General features: G+C 72.1%; 15 protein-coding genes. 9 read left to right on the top strand and 6 right to left on the bottom strand.

Annotated elements, in window-relative coordinates:
- The 3 genes from Q1K57_RS04690 to Q1K57_RS04700 form a co-directional block, all read right to left on the bottom strand.
- Positions 1 to 264, bottom strand: a 264-nt coding sequence (locus tag Q1K57_RS04690; protein WP_300079518.1) for a biotin/lipoyl-binding protein, incomplete at its 3' end; no start/stop codon positions are given.
- Positions 265 to 266: 2 nt separating this feature from the next.
- On the bottom strand, positions 267 to 1,568 hold the full coding sequence (locus tag Q1K57_RS04695) for an HlyD family efflux transporter periplasmic adaptor subunit (RefSeq protein WP_300079520.1): 1,302 nt from the start codon (positions 1,566 to 1,568) through the stop codon (positions 267 to 269).
- Positions 1,569 to 1,671: 103 nt separating this feature from the next.
- The gene (locus Q1K57_RS04700; protein ID WP_300079522.1) at positions 1,672 to 2,310 is read right to left on the bottom strand and encodes a TetR/AcrR family transcriptional regulator; all 639 of its coding nucleotides are present in this window, start codon (positions 2,308 to 2,310) and stop codon (positions 1,672 to 1,674) included.
- 109 nt (positions 2,311 to 2,419) lie between these two features.
- Between Q1K57_RS04700 and Q1K57_RS15680 the strand changes: the two genes are divergently transcribed.
- The 3 genes from Q1K57_RS15680 to Q1K57_RS04720 all read left to right on the top strand — a co-directional run bounded on the left by Q1K57_RS15680 (position 2,420) and on the right by Q1K57_RS04720 (position 6,407).
- Complete coding sequence (locus Q1K57_RS15680) at positions 2,420 to 4,621, top strand: ATP-dependent DNA ligase (RefSeq protein WP_366525331.1); 2,202 nt, start codon at positions 2,420 to 2,422, stop codon at positions 4,619 to 4,621.
- Between the two features lie 3 nt (positions 4,622 to 4,624).
- Positions 4,625 to 5,467, top strand: a complete 843-nt coding sequence (locus Q1K57_RS04715) for a hypothetical protein (RefSeq protein ID WP_300079524.1) — start codon at positions 4,625 to 4,627, stop codon at positions 5,465 to 5,467.
- 190 nt (positions 5,468 to 5,657) lie between these two features.
- Complete coding sequence (locus tag Q1K57_RS04720) at positions 5,658 to 6,407, top strand: phosphoglyceromutase (protein ID WP_300079526.1); 750 nt, start codon at positions 5,658 to 5,660, stop codon at positions 6,405 to 6,407.
- A 97-nt stretch (positions 6,408 to 6,504) separates the two neighbouring features.
- Here Q1K57_RS04720 and phoU read toward each other — a convergent pair whose 3' ends face one another.
- Complete coding sequence (gene phoU, locus Q1K57_RS04725; protein WP_300079631.1) at positions 6,505 to 7,170, bottom strand: phosphate signaling complex protein PhoU; 666 nt, start codon at positions 7,168 to 7,170, stop codon at positions 6,505 to 6,507.
- Between the two features lie 197 nt (positions 7,171 to 7,367).
- Here phoU and Q1K57_RS04730 point away from each other — a divergent pair, with 197 nt between their 5' ends.
- Complete coding sequence (locus tag Q1K57_RS04730) at positions 7,368 to 8,501, top strand: ATP-binding protein (protein WP_300079528.1); 1,134 nt, start codon at positions 7,368 to 7,370, stop codon at positions 8,499 to 8,501.
- A complete protein-coding gene (locus Q1K57_RS04735) occupies positions 8,498 to 9,175 on the top strand; it encodes a response regulator transcription factor (protein WP_300079530.1) in 678 nt (225 codons plus the stop codon). The genes Q1K57_RS04730 and Q1K57_RS04735 overlap by 4 nt, the downstream gene beginning before the upstream one ends.
- A gap of 57 nt (positions 9,176 to 9,232) precedes the next feature.
- Here Q1K57_RS04735 and Q1K57_RS04740 read toward each other — a convergent pair whose 3' ends face one another.
- Positions 9,233 to 9,823, bottom strand: a complete 591-nt coding sequence (locus tag Q1K57_RS04740; RefSeq protein ID WP_300079532.1) for a hypothetical protein — start codon at positions 9,821 to 9,823, stop codon at positions 9,233 to 9,235.
- Between the two features lie 185 nt (positions 9,824 to 10,008).
- Between Q1K57_RS04740 and Q1K57_RS04745 the strand changes: the two genes are divergently transcribed.
- From Q1K57_RS04745 to ispF, 3 genes are read left to right on the top strand one after another with little or no spacing between them, the layout of a single operon-like run.
- Positions 10,009 to 10,494 (top strand): CarD family transcriptional regulator, encoded by a 486-nt coding sequence (locus Q1K57_RS04745; protein ID WP_300079534.1) that lies wholly within the window; start codon positions 10,009 to 10,011, stop codon positions 10,492 to 10,494.
- Position 10,495: 1 nt separating this feature from the next.
- Positions 10,496 to 11,212: a 2-C-methyl-D-erythritol 4-phosphate cytidylyltransferase gene (ispD, locus tag Q1K57_RS04750; RefSeq protein ID WP_300079536.1), complete on the top strand. Its 717-nt coding sequence runs from the start codon at positions 10,496 to 10,498 to the stop codon at positions 11,210 to 11,212.
- On the top strand, positions 11,212 to 11,685 hold the full coding sequence (ispF, locus tag Q1K57_RS04755; protein WP_300079538.1) for a 2-C-methyl-D-erythritol 2,4-cyclodiphosphate synthase: 474 nt from the start codon (positions 11,212 to 11,214) through the stop codon (positions 11,683 to 11,685). Before ispD ends, ispF begins: the two co-directional genes overlap by 1 nt.
- Here ispF and Q1K57_RS04760 read toward each other — a convergent pair whose 3' ends face one another.
- Positions 11,686 to 12,867, bottom strand: a complete 1,182-nt coding sequence (locus Q1K57_RS04760) for a neutral zinc metallopeptidase (protein WP_300079541.1) — start codon at positions 12,865 to 12,867, stop codon at positions 11,686 to 11,688.
- Positions 12,868 to 12,897: 30 nt separating this feature from the next.
- On the opposite strand from Q1K57_RS04760, the gene Q1K57_RS04765 reads away from it, so the two are divergent.
- Positions 12,898 to 14,583 (top strand): DUF2207 domain-containing protein, encoded by a 1,686-nt coding sequence (locus Q1K57_RS04765; protein WP_300079543.1) that lies wholly within the window; start codon positions 12,898 to 12,900, stop codon positions 14,581 to 14,583.
- Positions 14,584 to 14,629: the final 46 nt, after the last annotated feature.

Below are 14,629 nucleotides of genomic sequence, written 5' to 3' on the forward strand. Positions count from 1 at the left end.
GGCCAGCTGGAGGGCCGTGGCGTCCAGCCGGACGAGGGGGTCGTAGCCGTGGACGACGTCCCCCTCGGCAACGAGCACCTCGGCGACGCGGCCCCCGATCGCCGGGGCGACGGTGTAGACGGTGGCCTCCACCGAGCCCGACAGCCGGTTGGGGTCGACGGCCTGGGCCTGGGTGGTCGACCACCACCACCAGCCGAGGCCGCCGGTCAGCAGCAGGAGCGCGACGACGATGACGGGGAGGGGAGGGCGGCGGCGTTCGGCCATGGTCAGTCCTTCTCGCAGGGGGTCCAGGTGAGGTCGACAGGGGCGCCGGGCGAGGGTGCGGCGGCGGGATCGAGGGTGAGCGTGACGGCCACGGCGCGGGTGAGGTGCACGCCGTCGGTGGCCTGGGTGGTCGGCGGGTAGTCGGTGGTGACGCCGAGGTGGGCGACGGTCGCGGCGCGGGTCGCGCCCCCGTCCGTCGTGACGGTGACGGGCTGCCCGGGGCACAGGCCGGCGGCGGCGTCCGGGCCGAGCCACGCGGTGACGGACGCGACGGCGTCTGGGCGGATCGTGACCACGGGGGCGCCGGGGGCCAGGACCGTGCCGGTCGGCGTGGTGGCGACGACGATGCCGTCCGCCGGGGCGACGAGCGTGGCCAGGGATGCCTGCTGCTCGGCGCGCGCGACGGCGTGGCCGGCGGTGGTGACCGCGATGACGGCGAGGGTGTGGGCGTCGTCGACGGCGCGGGCGGCGTCCGCGAGTTCGGCGAGGGCGTCGTTGAGCCGGGCCAGCCCGTCACGAGCGGTGGCGAGGTTGGTGTCGAGCGTGGCGAGCCCGGAGACGACCTGGTTGATGCCCGCTTGCAGGCGGGCGGCTCCTTGGCGGGCCCGGGTGAGCCCGGCGTCCAGCTGACCGAGGCCGGTGTCGGCCTGGGCGAGCGCGGCCTCCAGGGGGGCCGTCGCGGCCTGCCGCTGCGGGGAGTCGGGCAGTTGGGCGGCTGCATCGCGCCGGGCGGCGAGCTGGCTGCGCGCCGCCCGGGCCTCGGCCTGCCGAGCGGTGAGGGAGGCGATCGTGGCGCGCACCTCGGTGCGCCGGGCGACGAGGTCGTCGCGGGTGGTCACCAGTTCGGGGCGCTTGGCGGTCAGGGCGTTGATGGCGTCGAGCAGGTCGGCGCGCTTGCTGCGGGCCTGGGCGCGCTTGTCGGCGAGTTCGGCCGCCTGGCTCTCGAGCAGGGTGACCCGGGCGGCGGCGAGGTCGGCGTCCGCGCGGGCCGCGGCGAGCGCGGCGTCCTGAGCGGCCCCGTCCACATGAGCGACCGCCTCGCCGGCGCGGACATGCGTGCCGAGCGCGGCGGCGTCCGTGACCCGGACGGCCGCGACGACCGCGGCGGCGGGGCGAGGCTCGGCGGCGGTGGGGGAGAAGCCGGCATCCGGGTCGGGCGTGACCGCCAGCAGGGCGGGGGCGGCGACGGCGGCGGTGTGGACGTCGACCGAACCGGAGGCGTGGCGGGTGTCGTCCGGGGTGCAGCCGGAGAGCAGGATCGCGCCGGCCACGAGGGCCGCGATCGCTCCGATGGGCTGCTGCATGGGGCCAGCGTGCTCGGCGCCGCGCTTGTTCCGCAAAGGGCGATGACTTTTCTGGAGGGAACATTCCCCGTGTTCGGAGCAGCTCGGGCCGCGGGGTGGTGACTTACGGCTGGCGCTGCTGCGCGCGGGTCAGGGTGGGCCCGAGGTCGCCGGAGATGGCGTGCTGGAGCATGGGTGCGTAGACGCGGGCGAGTTCCTCGCGGGGCAGCGAGGCGATGGGCTCCAGCCTCACCACGTAGCGGGTCGTCACGAGGCCGACCATGAGCGATTCCATCACGCCCACGCGAAGGCGCGCCTCCGCCTCGGAGAAGCCGAGGAGCCGCTTGCCGGCCTCGGTGATCGGGTCGTTGAGGTAGCCGACCATGACGGCGACGAGGCCGGGCGTCCGCGAGACCGCCTCCACCCACGCGCGGCCCATGCGGGACTCCCACACGCCCGTGGCGGACATGAGGATGCGGACGCCGAGGTGGTCCGGGCCGCCCGCCACGAGGCGGTCGATGATGTCGAGCGGGTCGAAACCGGCCCGCACCGTGGCCAGGAGCAGGGCGCGTTTGTCGCCGAACAGGCGGTGGATCAACGCCGGGTCCACGCCGGCCTCCCGCGCGATGCCGCGCAGGGAGGCGCCGTGGAAGCCGTCGCGCAGGAACACCGCCTGGGCCGCGGCCAGGATCTCGCCGCGCGTGTCCGGCTTGCCCGGGCGGCGCCCGGTCCGCTTGCGCGGCGGCGTCGCGTCCCTGTCCATGGGCTCCACGGTAGGCCCCGGGCAGTGGGGCCGGGGCCGCGGTCCGATCTGCAGGGGGCGGAGACCGCGCGCTCTGGCCGGGGCGTCCTCCTCCGGGCAGGATGTGCCCATGGTTGCAGACGACGTGACGCTCGAGGTGCCGGGCCCAGACGGCGTGCGCGCCGTGAAGCTGAGCTCCCCCGACAAGGTGCTCTGGCCCGCGACGTCGGCGGGGGCCGCGATCACGAAGCGTGACCTGGCCGCCTACCTCCTCGCCGTCGCGGACTCCTTCCTCGCCCTCAACGGTGACCGGCCGATGACGCTGCAGCGGTTCCCCGAGGGCATCGAGGGCGAGGAGTTCTTCTCCAAGCGGCCCCCGCGGGGCGCACCCGCCTTTCTCCGCACGGTCACCTGCACCTACCCGAGCCGGCGGCGTCACGACCAACTCGTCTTCGACGAGCCGGCGGCCCTCGCCTGGGCGGCGCAGATGGGCACGATCACGTTCCACCCGTGGCCCGTGCGCACCGCGAACCTCGACAACCCCGACGAGCTGCGCATCGACCTCGACCCCCAGCCCGGCCGGGGCTTCGCGGACGCGGCGCAGGCGGCCCTCGTCCTGAGGGAGGTGATGGCCGAGGTCGGGCTCACGGCGGTCGCGAAGACCTCCGGCAACCGCGGCGTCCACGTGTACGCGCGCATCGCCCCGACGCACGAGTTCCAGGCCGTCCGGCACGGGGTCATCGGCATCGCCCGCGAACTCGAGCGCCGCCTGCCCGACCTCGTCACCACCAGCTGGTGGAAGGAGGAGCGCGGCGAGAAGGTCTTCGTCGACTTCAACCAGGCCAACCGCGACCGCACGATCGCCGGCGCCTACTCGCCCCGGCCGCTGCCCGGCGCGCCGGTCTCGATGCCCCTCACCTGGGACGAACTCACGGACGCCGACCCCGCCCGCTACACCGTCTGGACCGCCCCCGGGATCGTCGCCGAACGGGGCTGTGCGTGGGCGAGCATCGACGACCACGTCGGCGACGCGACCGGTGCCCTCGCGCTCTGGGAGGCCGACCTCGAGCGCGGTCTCGGCGAGCTCAACTTCCCACCCGACTACCCGAAGATGCCCGGCGAGCCGCCGCGCGTGCCGCCCAGCAAGCGCAAGGCCGACCGCGCCGACGACGACTACCTCGCTCCCAAGGCCGAGCGGGACGCCGAGTGGGGGACGCCGATCGTCCCGCCCTTCGGGCCGATGCTCGCGAAGCTGGTGAAGGAGTTCCCGAAAGGAGACGTGCTGTTCGAGCCCAAGTGGGACGGCTTCCGCACCCTCATCTGGCGCTCGGGCGACGCGGTCGAGCTCGGCTCACGCAACACGCGCCCGATGACCCGCTACTTCCCCGAGATCGTCCAGGCGGTGAAGGCCAACTTCCCCGACCCGTGCTGCATCGACGGCGAGATCATCCTGGTCGACCCCCGCGGTGACCGGCTCAACTTCGATCTGCTGCAGCAGCGCATCCACCCGGCGGCGTCCCGGATCAAGAAGCTGTCCGAGCAGACCCCGGCCAGCTTCGTGGCCTTCGACCTGCTCGCGCTGGGCTCCACGAACTACGCCGAGAAGCCGTTCCGCGAGCGTCGCGCCGCCCTGGAGCAGGCCCTCGCCGCGGCCGAGCCGCCTGTCTTCCTCACCCGCGCCACCGCCGACCGCGCCGAGGCGAAGCGGTGGTTCACCCAGTTCGAGGGCGCGGGCCTCGACGGCGTCATCGCCAAGCCGATGGACGAGCCCTACGCCGAGGACAAGCGCGTGATGTGGAAGATCAAGCACGAGCGCACGGCCGACTGCGTCGTCGCCGGTTACCGCCTCTACCGCGACGAGACGGACGCCGTCGGCTCGCTCCTGCTCGGCCTGTACACCGACGACGGGACCCTCAACTCGGTCGGTGTCATCGGCGCGTTCCCCATGGCGCGGCGTCGCGAGCTGTTCGCCGAACTGCAGTCCCTGGTGAGCGGGTGGGACCAGCACCCCTGGGCGTGGGCCGAGCCCGCCGAGACGGGCGAGGACCTGCGCGACCAGTCGTTCCCGCGGACGCCCACGGCCGCGGCCCATTCGCGGTGGAACGCCAAGAAGGACCTGTCGTTCGTGCCGCTGCGCCCCGAGCGCGTCGTCGAGGTGCGCTACGACCACATGGAGGGCATCCGCTTCCGGCACACCGCCCAGTTCGTGCGCTGGCGTCCGGACCGGGAGCCCGCCTCCTGCACCTACGCCCAGCTCGACGAGCCCGTGAGCTACGACCTGGCCGACGTGCTGGCCGCTCCGCAACGCACGGCCGCCCGGCGGCGTTCCTGAGGTATGAGTCCGCGGCGCAGGGTCGAGATCGTGGTGGGCGTGGCCGTGTTCGCGCTCGTGGTGGGCGCGTGGTGGCTGCTGCGCCACGACCGCGTGGCCACGCCTGGGGCGGCCGCGGGCTACCGCGTCGAGGTGGATCTGTTCTCGGGGCGCGACAACCCGGTGCTGCCCCTGGAGCCGGGCGTCGCCGAGGAGCTCTGGCTGCTCGTGGCCGATCAGCGGGCCGCCGGCGAAGGCGCTCCGGCCGAACCGACCCCGGGCGGGCTGGGCTTCCGCGGCCTCGTCGTCACCTCACCGAACCCTGACGACCCGCCCCTTCGCCTCCTTCCCGACGCCGTGGAGGTGAACGGCACCGACGGCGTCCATCGCCTCGCCGACGGAGGCCTGGCCTACACGCGCGTCTACGACGCGCTGCACGACCACCTGGACGCCGACGTGCTCGCCGCGCTGCCCCCGACCGATCCGGCGTGGCCCGACGTCCACACCCCGCTTCCGGACGCCGTCGGCTCGCCGGGCTCGTGGGTGCTGGCCGACCCGGCGGCGGTGACCGCGGCGTCCACCTCGCTGGATCTGCTCGTGACCCGCGTGGAGTGCTCCGGTGGCGTCACCGGCGAGGTGCTGCCCCCGGTGCTCGCCTGGGCCGACGACCAACTCCTCATCCGCACCGACGTCGCCCCGCTGCCCCCCGGCCAGCCCCGGACGTGTCCGGGCAACGACGCCGTCGCCGTCACCGTCGACCTCGGCCGACCGCTCGGGGAACGCGCGCTGCTCGACGTGTACTGCGCCCGGCCGCCCGGGCTGCGCTTCGCGATGTGTGCCGAGGGTGCCGTTCGCTGGCGGCCGTGACCCGACTGCGCGACCGGCCGATCTGATTTCACCGGGGTCGATGCGTCCGTAACGTGTCAGTGTGGCGTTTCAGCTGCATCGACCCCGGTGAGATCAGATTTCCGGACGGCGCCGCGGGCGCGGCACATGAACCCGAGCGATCCCGCCCACTCGGCTGTGGGCGAGGGCGTCCGCCGCTAGGCTCAGCCGCATGACGTACAAGCTGATCCTGCTGCGCCACGGCGAGAGCGAGTGGAACCAGAAGAACCTGTTCACCGGCTGGGTGGACGTGGACATCAACGAGAAGGGCATCGGCGAGGCCAAGAAGGCTGCCGAGCTCCTGAAGTCCGAGGACCTCCTCCCCGACAAGCTGCACACCTCCTTGCTGCGCCGGGCCATCCACACCGCCTACCTCGCCCTCGACGGGTGCGACCGGCACTGGATCCCCGTCTCCCGCTCGTGGCGCCTCAACGAGCGTCACTACGGCGGCCTCCAGGGTCTCAACAAGGCCGAGACCCTCGAGAAGTACGGCGAGGAGCAGTTCATGCTCTGGCGGCGCAGCTATGACACCCCGCCGCCCGTCCTCGAGAAGGACGCCGAGTACAGCCAGTTCAACGACGCCCGCTACGCCGACATCGACGAGGCCGAGCGTCCGCAGACCGAATGCCTCAAGGACGTCGTCGCGCGCATGCTGCCCTACTGGGAGTCCGACATCAAGCCCGACCTCGAGAAGGGGCAGGTCGTCCTCGTCACCGCGCACGGCAACAGCCTCCGCGCGCTCGTCAAGCACCTCGACGAGATCAGCGACGCCGACATCGCCGGCCTCAACATCCCCACCGGCATCCCGCTGCTCTACGAACTCGACGACGACTTCAAGCCCACCACGAAGGGTGGTCGCTACCTCGATCCCGAGGCGGCGGCGGCGTCCATCGAAGCGGTGAAGAACCAGGGCAAGAAGTAGCCTGCACGCTCAAGAGCCGCGGTCGGGGTCACCCCGGCCGCGGCTCTTGCTCTGCGCCTTTCCTCCCGTCGCTTCGGCGGGGGAGTCAGGAGAAGGGTCAGGCGATCGTCCAGTTGTCGCCCTCGGGGTGGAGGCCCGTGACGATGTAGATCACCCGGCTGCCCATGAGGACGGCGTGGTCGGCGATGCGCTCGTAGTAGCGGCCCAGCAGCGCGCAGTCGACGGCCGACTGGACGCCGTGCGACCAGTTGTCGTCGAGCAACTCCTGGAACTGGCTCGTGCGGAGGGCGTCCATCTCCTCGTCGTGGTCGGCCATCTTCTCGGCGTCCAGCACGTTGCGCTCGCGCAGCGTGCGGCCGGCGATCTCGACCATCTCGTCGGCCAGCACCGACATGCGGCCGAAGTTGGACTCCAGCGATTCCGGCACCGCGTGCTTCGGGTAGCGCATGCGCGCGATCTTCGCCACGTGCGCGGCGAGGTCGCCCATGCGCGCCAGGTCGCCCACCATGCGCAGCGCCGCCACGAGCGTGCGCAGTTCGCCGGCCACGGGCGACTGCCGGGCCAGGATCACGAAGCAGCGGTTCTCGACCTCGTCGTGGAGGCGGTCCAGTTCGTTGTCGTCGCTGATGACCTGCTCGGCCGCCTCGAGATCGGCCTCCAGCAGCGCCCGCGTGGCGCCCTTCACGGCGTCCTGGACGCGCCCGGTCATGGCGACCAGGTCGTTCACCACGCTGCCGAGGGCCTCGTGGTAGCTCTCCCGCATGGGTCGGGGATCCATGGTTGCTCCTTCTTCGACATCCCGGGCGCGCCCGCGCCGGCCCACACCCTAGGCCCGTCGGGAAACTCTCGCCCACCTCGGGATGAACTTACCGTGAACCCTGGGCGCGGCGCGCCGGGCGTGCCGGTGCGGGGGCGCCCCCACCGGTCGGACAGCGCGGCGGACGCCCTTATGATCGCAGTGTGGATCCACTGCTCGCCGCGTTCCTCGGCGCCTTGGTGGGCGCCCTCGTGGCGTCGTTGGTCCTGACGTACGGACGCCGGCGGCGTCCCGCCCCCGCAGTTCCCGCCGCCGCGCTGCCGGAGCGGCGCACCGACGACCTCCGCCAGGTCGTCAAAGCGGTGTCGTCGGCGGCCGCCGTCATCGGGCGCAGCGACGACATCGTGGCCCACAATCCCGCCGCCCTCACCGAGGGGGTCGTCCGCGGCGACCGCGTCGGCATCCCTGCCCTGCTCGACCTCGTCCGAGAGGTGCGGCGCACCGGCGTCGCCGCCGACACCGAGCTTCACCTGAACCGCGCCGGGCGCACCCCGCGCCACCTGGCCGCCCGCGTCCTCAAGCTCGACGACGATCACGTCCTCTGCGTCGTCGACGATCGGTTCCCGACCCTGCGCGCCGAGGAGGCCACCCGCGACTTCCTCGCCAACGCCACCCACGAGCTCAAGACGCCGATCGGTGCGGTCTCGCTGCTCGCCGAGGCCATCGAGCAGGCCAGCGACGACCAGATCGCGGTCCGCCGCTTCGCCGGCCGCATCGGCACCGAGATCGACCGCCTCACCGCGCTGGTCGGGCAGATCATCCTCCTGTCGCGGCTCCAGGGGCACGTGCCAGCTCCCGAGCCCGTCGACGTCGACGCGGTCGTCGCCGTCTCGCTCGACCGGAACCGGTCCCTCGCCGAGCGCCGCGCCATCACGCTCACCACGGGCGGCGTCCCGGGGCTGCGCGTCATCGGGGATGCGGACCAGCTCGCCACCGCTGTCTCGAACCTCGTCCAGAACGCGATCGCCTATTCGGACGCCCGCGGTCGCGTCGTCGTCACCACCCGACCGGAGCCGGACGCCGCAGGCGTCGCCATCGCCGTCTCCGACAACGGGATCGGCATCGCCCCTGCTGACAGCGAACGCATCTTCGAACGGTTCTACCGAGTCGACTACGCGCGGAGCCGCGAGAACGGGGGCACCGGGCTGGGGTTGTCCATCGTGAACGAGATCGTCAGCGGCCACTCCGGGTCGATCACCGTGTGGAGCAAGCCGGGCAGCGGCTCCACGTTCACCGTCACGCTGCCGAAGGCACCCGAGAGGGAGGGGGAGGGATGAGCATCGTTCTGATCGTCGAGGACGAGGAGAGCTACCGCGAGGCGCTGGAGTTCATGCTGACGCGCGAGGGATTCGACGTCATCACGGCCGCGGACGGTGCCGAGGGGTTGGCCGCGTTCGACCGGCACGGGGCGGACATCGTCCTGCTCGACGTGATGATGCCCGGGCTGAGCGGAACCGAGGTGTGCCGGCGGCTGCGGCAGCGATCGTCGGTGCCGATCATCATGGTGACCGCTCGGGACGCCGAGATCGACAAGGTGGTGGGCCTTGAGCTGGGGGCCGACGACTACGTGACGAAGCCCTTCAGCCACCGCGAGCTCGTCGCCCGGGTGCGGGCGGTGTTGCGGCGCGGCCAGGACGCCGAGCTGCTGCCCGACGTGATCGAGGCGTCCGGCGTGCGGATGGATGTGGAGCGGCACGAAGTGTTCGTGGACGGGGAGCCCGTGCGCCTGGCGCTCAAGGAGTTCGAGTTGCTCGAGATGCTGCTGCGCAACAGCGGGCGCGTCATGACGCGCGGGCAGTTGATCGATCGCGTGTGGGGCGCCGACTACGTGGGCGACACCAAGACCCTCGACGTCCACGTCAAGCGCCTGCGCGGCAAGATCGAGACCGATCCGGGCAACCCGCAGATCCTCCTGACCGTGCGCGGGCTGGGCTACAAGTTCAACGCCTGATCCGTCGGGTCTGGCGACGCAAGAGGCCGGGGCTCTCGGCGCCTGGGCCGCGGGCGGTCAGGGGGTCGGCGTGGCCGTGGCCGGCGCGGTCGTCTGCGCCCCGGTCGTCTGCGCGGCGCCGGGAGTCTGCGACGACGCTTGAGTGGGCGTCGGTGCGGGCGTGACGGTGGCGAACACCGGGTTCTCCGAGGATACGACGGGCGCGACCACCTCGGCCGTCACACCGGAGTCGAACACCAGGGTGACCCGCACATTCGTGTCCGTCCCCAGGTCTCCGGAGAGCACGATCGGGTTCTCCTGATCGCTCAGGACGACCAACTGGTTGGCCGGCAGGGTGACCCGGTCGCCGCGGATGCTCAGTGGTTCCCCGTCGCTGTCGTCGGCGAGCAGGGGGACGGCCGTCATGTCGGTCAGTCGGTCGTCCTCGGCCGCGAGGATCGACCCGGAGACGACCCCATCGCCGTTGGGCTGGGCGACAACCAGGAGGTTCCGCACCTTCACCCCCGGAGCGTCCACATTGGTGCCGAAGGAGGGGGTGTACGGCTGGAGGGTCTGCGCGTCGAAGCCGCAGCCGGTCAGCACCAGGGCCGCCCCGAGACCGGCGACGAGGACGCGGACGGCTCGGCGGGCAGAGGTGGTGCGGCGCATCGGGGCTCCTCAGGTGCGTTCGACGGTGTCGGCGCAAGGATAACGAACGCACGCGCCGCCCGTCACGACGCACACCCATGCGGCCCTTGTCAAGAGTCTTAAGTGCCGTTGGCTACCAGTCTTTGCTGGAACCGGGGTCTCATGGGCGTGCTAGAATGGCAGGGCTGAAAGGGGACTGCGGAATTATGGCTTTTACTGTCGGCGAAACGGTTGTATACCCCAATCACGGTGCGGCCGTCATCGAAGACATCGAAACCCGGACGATCAAGGGCGAGGATCGGGTCTACCTGGTGCTTCGCATCGTCGGACAGAACGATCTCGTGGTGCGCGTCCCCGCGTGCAACCTCGACCTGGTGGGCGTTCGTGACGTGGTGGACGCCGACGGTCTCGAGCGCGTGTTCAACGTCCTGCGCGCGCCGCACACCGAGGAGCCGACCAACTGGTCGCGCCGCTACAAGGCGAATCTCGAGAAGCTCCACTCCGGGAACGTGATGAAGGTGGCCGAGGTCGTCCGCGACCTGTGGCGTCGCGAACGCGAGCGCGGCCTGTCGGCCGGCGAGAAGCGGATGCTGGCCAAGGCCCGCCAGATTCTCGTGTCCGAGCTGGCGCTGGCCGAGAAGGTCGCCGAGGACCGCGCCGAGGTGCTCCTCGACGAGGTGCTCGCCTCCTGACATGACCCACGCCACGCGTGAGGTGCCGGTCGTCGCCATCGTGGTGGCGGCCGGTTCGGGTTCACGGCTCGGCGGCGATGTGCCCAAGGCACTCCGCGAGGTGGGTGGCGTCCCTCTCGTGGCCCGTTCGGTGACCCAGTTGGCCGCCGGTGGGGTGGACGCCGCCGTGGTCGTCGTCGCCGATGGCACCCAGGGCGCCTTCGAGGCCGCCCTCGCCGACGCCCCCATCCCGTGCGGCATCGTCCCGGGCGGCGCCGAGCGCCAGCACTCCGTCGCGAACGGCATCTCCCTGATCACGCTCCACGGGTCTCTCGAGGACGCCGAGGTCGTCCTCGTCCACGACGCCGCCCGCGCCTTCGTGCCGGCCGAGGTCGTCGCCCGGGTGATCGACGCCGTCCGGCAGGGCGCGGACGCCGTCGTCCCGGTCGTGCCGGTGGTCGACACCATCCGCGAACTGGTGGACGAGGCGTCCGTCGTCATCGACCGGTCCGCCCTCCGGGCCGTCCAGACGCCGCAGGGCTTCAAGCGCGCGGTGCTCGCCGAGGCGCACGACGCCCTCGCCGAGTCCGGTCAAGTCGTGACCGACGACGCGGCCGCCGCCGAGTACCTGGGTCACGAGGTCACCCTCGTCGAGGGCTCCCGAGAGGCCTTCAAGGTGACGGAGCCGTTCGACCTCGTGATCGCCGAGACGCTGGTCGCTCGGGGGAAGCTGTCTTGATGCGCGTCGGCATCGGCTCCGACGTGCACACCCTCGCCGAGGGCGTCCCGATGTGGTGCGCGGGCCTGCACTTCCCAGACGAGCCTGCCGGGCTGGCCGGCCATTCCGACGGAGATGTCGCCGCTCATGCCGCGTGCGATGCGCTCCTGTCGGCGGCCGGGTTGGGCGATCTGGGCAGCAACTACGGCACCGCCGCCCCGCAGTGGGCCGGGGCGTCCGGGGTGGCCTTCCTGGCGGAGACGGTCCGCCGCGTCCGGGAGGCCGGCTTCGAGGTGAGCAACGTGGCGATCCAGGTGATCGGCAACCGGCCGCGGCTCGCTTCCCGGCGCGCCGAGGCCGAGCGGGTGCTCTCGGACGCCGTCGGTGCGCCTGTGTCGGTGGCGGCGACGACCACAGACGGGCTGGGCCTCACGGGCCGCGGCGAGGGCGTCGCGGCGATCGCGACGGCGCTGGTGCACCCCGCTCGGGGATGATCAGCGCACGGCGTCCGCGCTGGCGGTGAAGGCGTTGCAGGTGCCGATCCTTGGCGTCGAGACGCCACGCTCGAACCAAGCGCGTCGCGCGTCGCCGGTGCCGTGGCTGGCCGAGTAACCCGTCTGGCCGGAGAGAACGTCATCGCCGAGGTTGTACATGAGGCCTGACAGTCGGGCGAGCTCAGCGTTGCCGAGGCCCTGGCTCTGTGCCACCGAGCCCACGTAGAGGCCGGCGAGGCAGTCGGCCTGCACCTCGGTGCGGCGGGAGTAGTCCATGGCGGCGGCCTCCGTGCCTGCCTGCTGTTCGAGCACCTTCTCCGAGATGAGGATGGCCGTGCGGGCCTGCACGGCGTGCCCGAACTCGTGCGCGAGGATCGTCTCGGCCGCGTAGTCGGTCGTGCTGGCCCCGGAGCCCAGCGCCTCGAGGAGCGGGCGGGCGTAGTAGATCCGCTGGTCACCGCTGCAGTAGGCGGCGTTGACCTCGTTGAAGTCGCCGCACGCGGTGGTGATCGGCTGGTCGTAGACGGTGACGGGCGGTCGGGGCATCTCGAAGCCGGCTTGGGTCACGGGCTCGTCGTAGACCCGCATGAGGCAGCCCATGAGGTCGTTGAGGTGCGTCTGCATGGCGCCGCGGCTGCTGTTGACCATGTCGAGCGGACCCATGGCGCAGTTGGTCGGGGTGACGACGGGTTGGGCGTAGAGCGGGTTGTCGGTGACGAGCTGCTCCGCGGCGCTCAGGGTGCGTGGCCCGGGCAGTGACGAGGGGCTCAGGTCAGCGGGGGGCGGGGTGTAGTCCTCGTTGGCATAGGTGGTGCCGGTCGTGGTGGTTTGGCTGCCGGTGCCGCCGCCCCCGCCCGATGTGCCGCCGGTCGGCCGCGTGCCGGCGTCGAGCAGGCCTCGCAGCAGCGACGCCGCGAAGAGGATGCCGGCGATGATCAGCACCGTCGCCAGCACCGGCCCCAGCCAGCTTCCGCGGCGGCGCGGCGGTTGCGGCGCGGGCCACGGACCCGGCGGCGCGGACCACCGTGGCTGCTGCGGGATCGGGGTCGCCGGGCCGGGCCAGGGCGCGCGCTGCTGTGGCCAAGGAGCTGGCGGGTAGGGCGGACGTCCGTACGGCTGCGGCTGCGGCGGCTGGCTGTAGCGCACGGGGGCGCCCGGCCACGGGCTCGGCTGCTGGCTCACACTGTCAGACTAGTGCGGTAGTTTCGTGGCGTGACCAGACATCAGCTCGCCGCGCGCCGGTTCCTCACGGCGTTCGTGCTTGCGGCTGGGGTGCTCGCCTTCGGTGCAGCGCCGCGTGCCGCCGCCGTCACGAGCGTCTCGTCCTACCTCGTCGCCGCGCAGGTGGACGCCGCCGGTGCGATCCATGTGCAGGCCACGATCACCCCCGACGGCGCGTCGGGCGACCTCGTCCAACGTTTCGCGGCCACCCTCGACACGAACGACGGGCACCGCTACCGGTTCACGATCGCCGACGTGCGTGCCACGACGGCGGACGGCACCGACGCCGGGGCTGTCTCCACCCCTGATGGCGGCTACACGGTCGTGACCGTGCCCGACGCGACGGTCCCCGTCACGCTCAGCTACACCGTGACCGGGGCGGCGATCCGCACCGACGACACCACCACTGTCTCGTGGCGCTTCCTGCAGGGCCTCAACGTGCCGGTAGAGACGTTCGAGGCCACGGTCGAGGGGCCCGGCCCGTTCACGATGATCGACTGCGCGGCGGGTGCGCCGAGCAGTCCGGGGTCGTGCACGTGGTTCACCGGTGGCACGCACGACCAGCAGGTTCCCACCTTCCACGACGGACCGCGCGGCGCGGGCGAGGTCGTCCAGGTGATCGTTCGCTATCCCGAGGCGGTCGTGGCGAGCAACGCGCAGATCGAGAACGTGTGGTCGCTCGACCGTGCCTTCTCCGTGCGGCCGTTGCCGCTGGCCAGCGCTCTGATGGTGGGCCTGCTCGGGCTGGCCGCCCTGTGGCTGACGCACCGTCGGTTCGGGCAGGACGCCCGCGGCGAGGGCGAAGCGCCCACGGTGGTCGCCCAGTTCCGGCCGGTCGCGGCAGGGCAGAGCGAGTTCGTCGTCACCGACGGCATCCGCCCTGGCCAGGTGGGCACGCTCGCCGACGAGCGGGTCGACCCGGTCGACGTGGCCGCCACCGTGGTCGACCTCGCCGTCCACGGTTCGCTGCTGATCCGCGAACTCCCGCGCACCTCGCCGTTCGCTCGCACCGACTGGGAGTTCGTCCGCCGTGGCGACCCCCGCAACCTGCGTCCTTATGAGAGCACCTTGGTCGACGTTCTCACCCCCGGCGGCAGCCCCGGACGTCTGTCCGTCGTGGGCCACGACGTGACCGGTGCGTTGCCGAAACTGCAGTCCGAGCTGTACGACGACGTCGTCGAGCGAGGCTGGTTCGCGCGGCGTCCGGACGCGACCCGCAACATCTGGACCTTGGGCAGCCGGATCGCGCTGGCCGTCTCGGTGCTCCTTGCCGTCCTGCTCGTGATCTTCAGTTCGTTCGGCCTGTTGGGCCTCGTGCTGATCGCCCTCAGTCTCGGCGCCGGCATCATCGGCCAGGAGATGCCCGCCCGCACGGCCAAGGGCTCGTCTGTCCTCGCGGGGCTCGGCGTCCTGAGCGGACAGCTGCTCACCGCGCCCACGGGCGAGATGCCCCACGGGCGGGAGCACCACGAACTGAGCGAAGTGCTGCCCTACGCGATGGTGCTGGGCGGCACCGAGCGCTGGATCGACGGCCTCGTGGCCACCGACGGCGACGAGGGCACCGACGAGACCGAGCTCGACTGGTACCACGGCCCCGCCGGCTGGCACCTCCAGCACCTGCCCGACTCGTTGCGCAACTTCGTCACCACGCTGGAGGGCAGCCTCGTCGAACGCTGATTCACCCCCTCACGCGCGGACGCCCCCGGCCTGTTGGCCGGGGGCG

It is taken from the genome of Propioniciclava sp. (genome assembly GCF_029977985.1).
Taxonomy (GTDB): domain Bacteria; phylum Actinomycetota; class Actinomycetes; order Propionibacteriales; family Propionibacteriaceae; genus Propioniciclava.

What these genes read in the sequence shown, in the direction of transcription:
- ispF (WP_300079538.1), top strand. Translation starts at nt 11,212, where the DNA reads ATGCGCGTCGGCATCGGCTCCGACGTGCACACCCTCGCCGAGGGCGTC.
- Q1K57_RS04740 (WP_300079532.1), bottom strand. Translation starts at nt 9,823, where the DNA reads ATGCGCCGCACCACCTCTGCCCGCCGAGCCGTCCGCGTCCTCGTCGCC.
- Q1K57_RS04735 (WP_300079530.1), top strand. Translation starts at nt 8,498, where the DNA reads ATGAGCATCGTTCTGATCGTCGAGGACGAGGAGAGCTACCGCGAGGCG.
- phoU (WP_300079631.1), bottom strand. Translation starts at nt 7,170, where the DNA reads ATGCGGGAGAGCTACCACGAGGCCCTCGGCAGCGTGGTGAACGACCTG.
- Q1K57_RS04715 (WP_300079524.1), top strand. Translation starts at nt 4,625, where the DNA reads ATGAGTCCGCGGCGCAGGGTCGAGATCGTGGTGGGCGTGGCCGTGTTC.
- Q1K57_RS04720 (WP_300079526.1), top strand. Translation starts at nt 5,658, where the DNA reads ATGACGTACAAGCTGATCCTGCTGCGCCACGGCGAGAGCGAGTGGAAC.
- ispD (WP_300079536.1), top strand. Translation starts at nt 10,496, where the DNA reads ATGACCCACGCCACGCGTGAGGTGCCGGTCGTCGCCATCGTGGTGGCG.
- Q1K57_RS04700 (WP_300079522.1), bottom strand. Translation starts at nt 2,310, where the DNA reads ATGGACAGGGACGCGACGCCGCCGCGCAAGCGGACCGGGCGCCGCCCG.
- Q1K57_RS04745 (WP_300079534.1), top strand. Translation starts at nt 10,009, where the DNA reads ATGGCTTTTACTGTCGGCGAAACGGTTGTATACCCCAATCACGGTGCG.
- Q1K57_RS04695 (WP_300079520.1), bottom strand. Translation starts at nt 1,568, where the DNA reads ATGCAGCAGCCCATCGGAGCGATCGCGGCCCTCGTGGCCGGCGCGATC.
- Q1K57_RS15680 (WP_366525331.1), top strand. Translation starts at nt 2,420, where the DNA reads ATGGTTGCAGACGACGTGACGCTCGAGGTGCCGGGCCCAGACGGCGTG.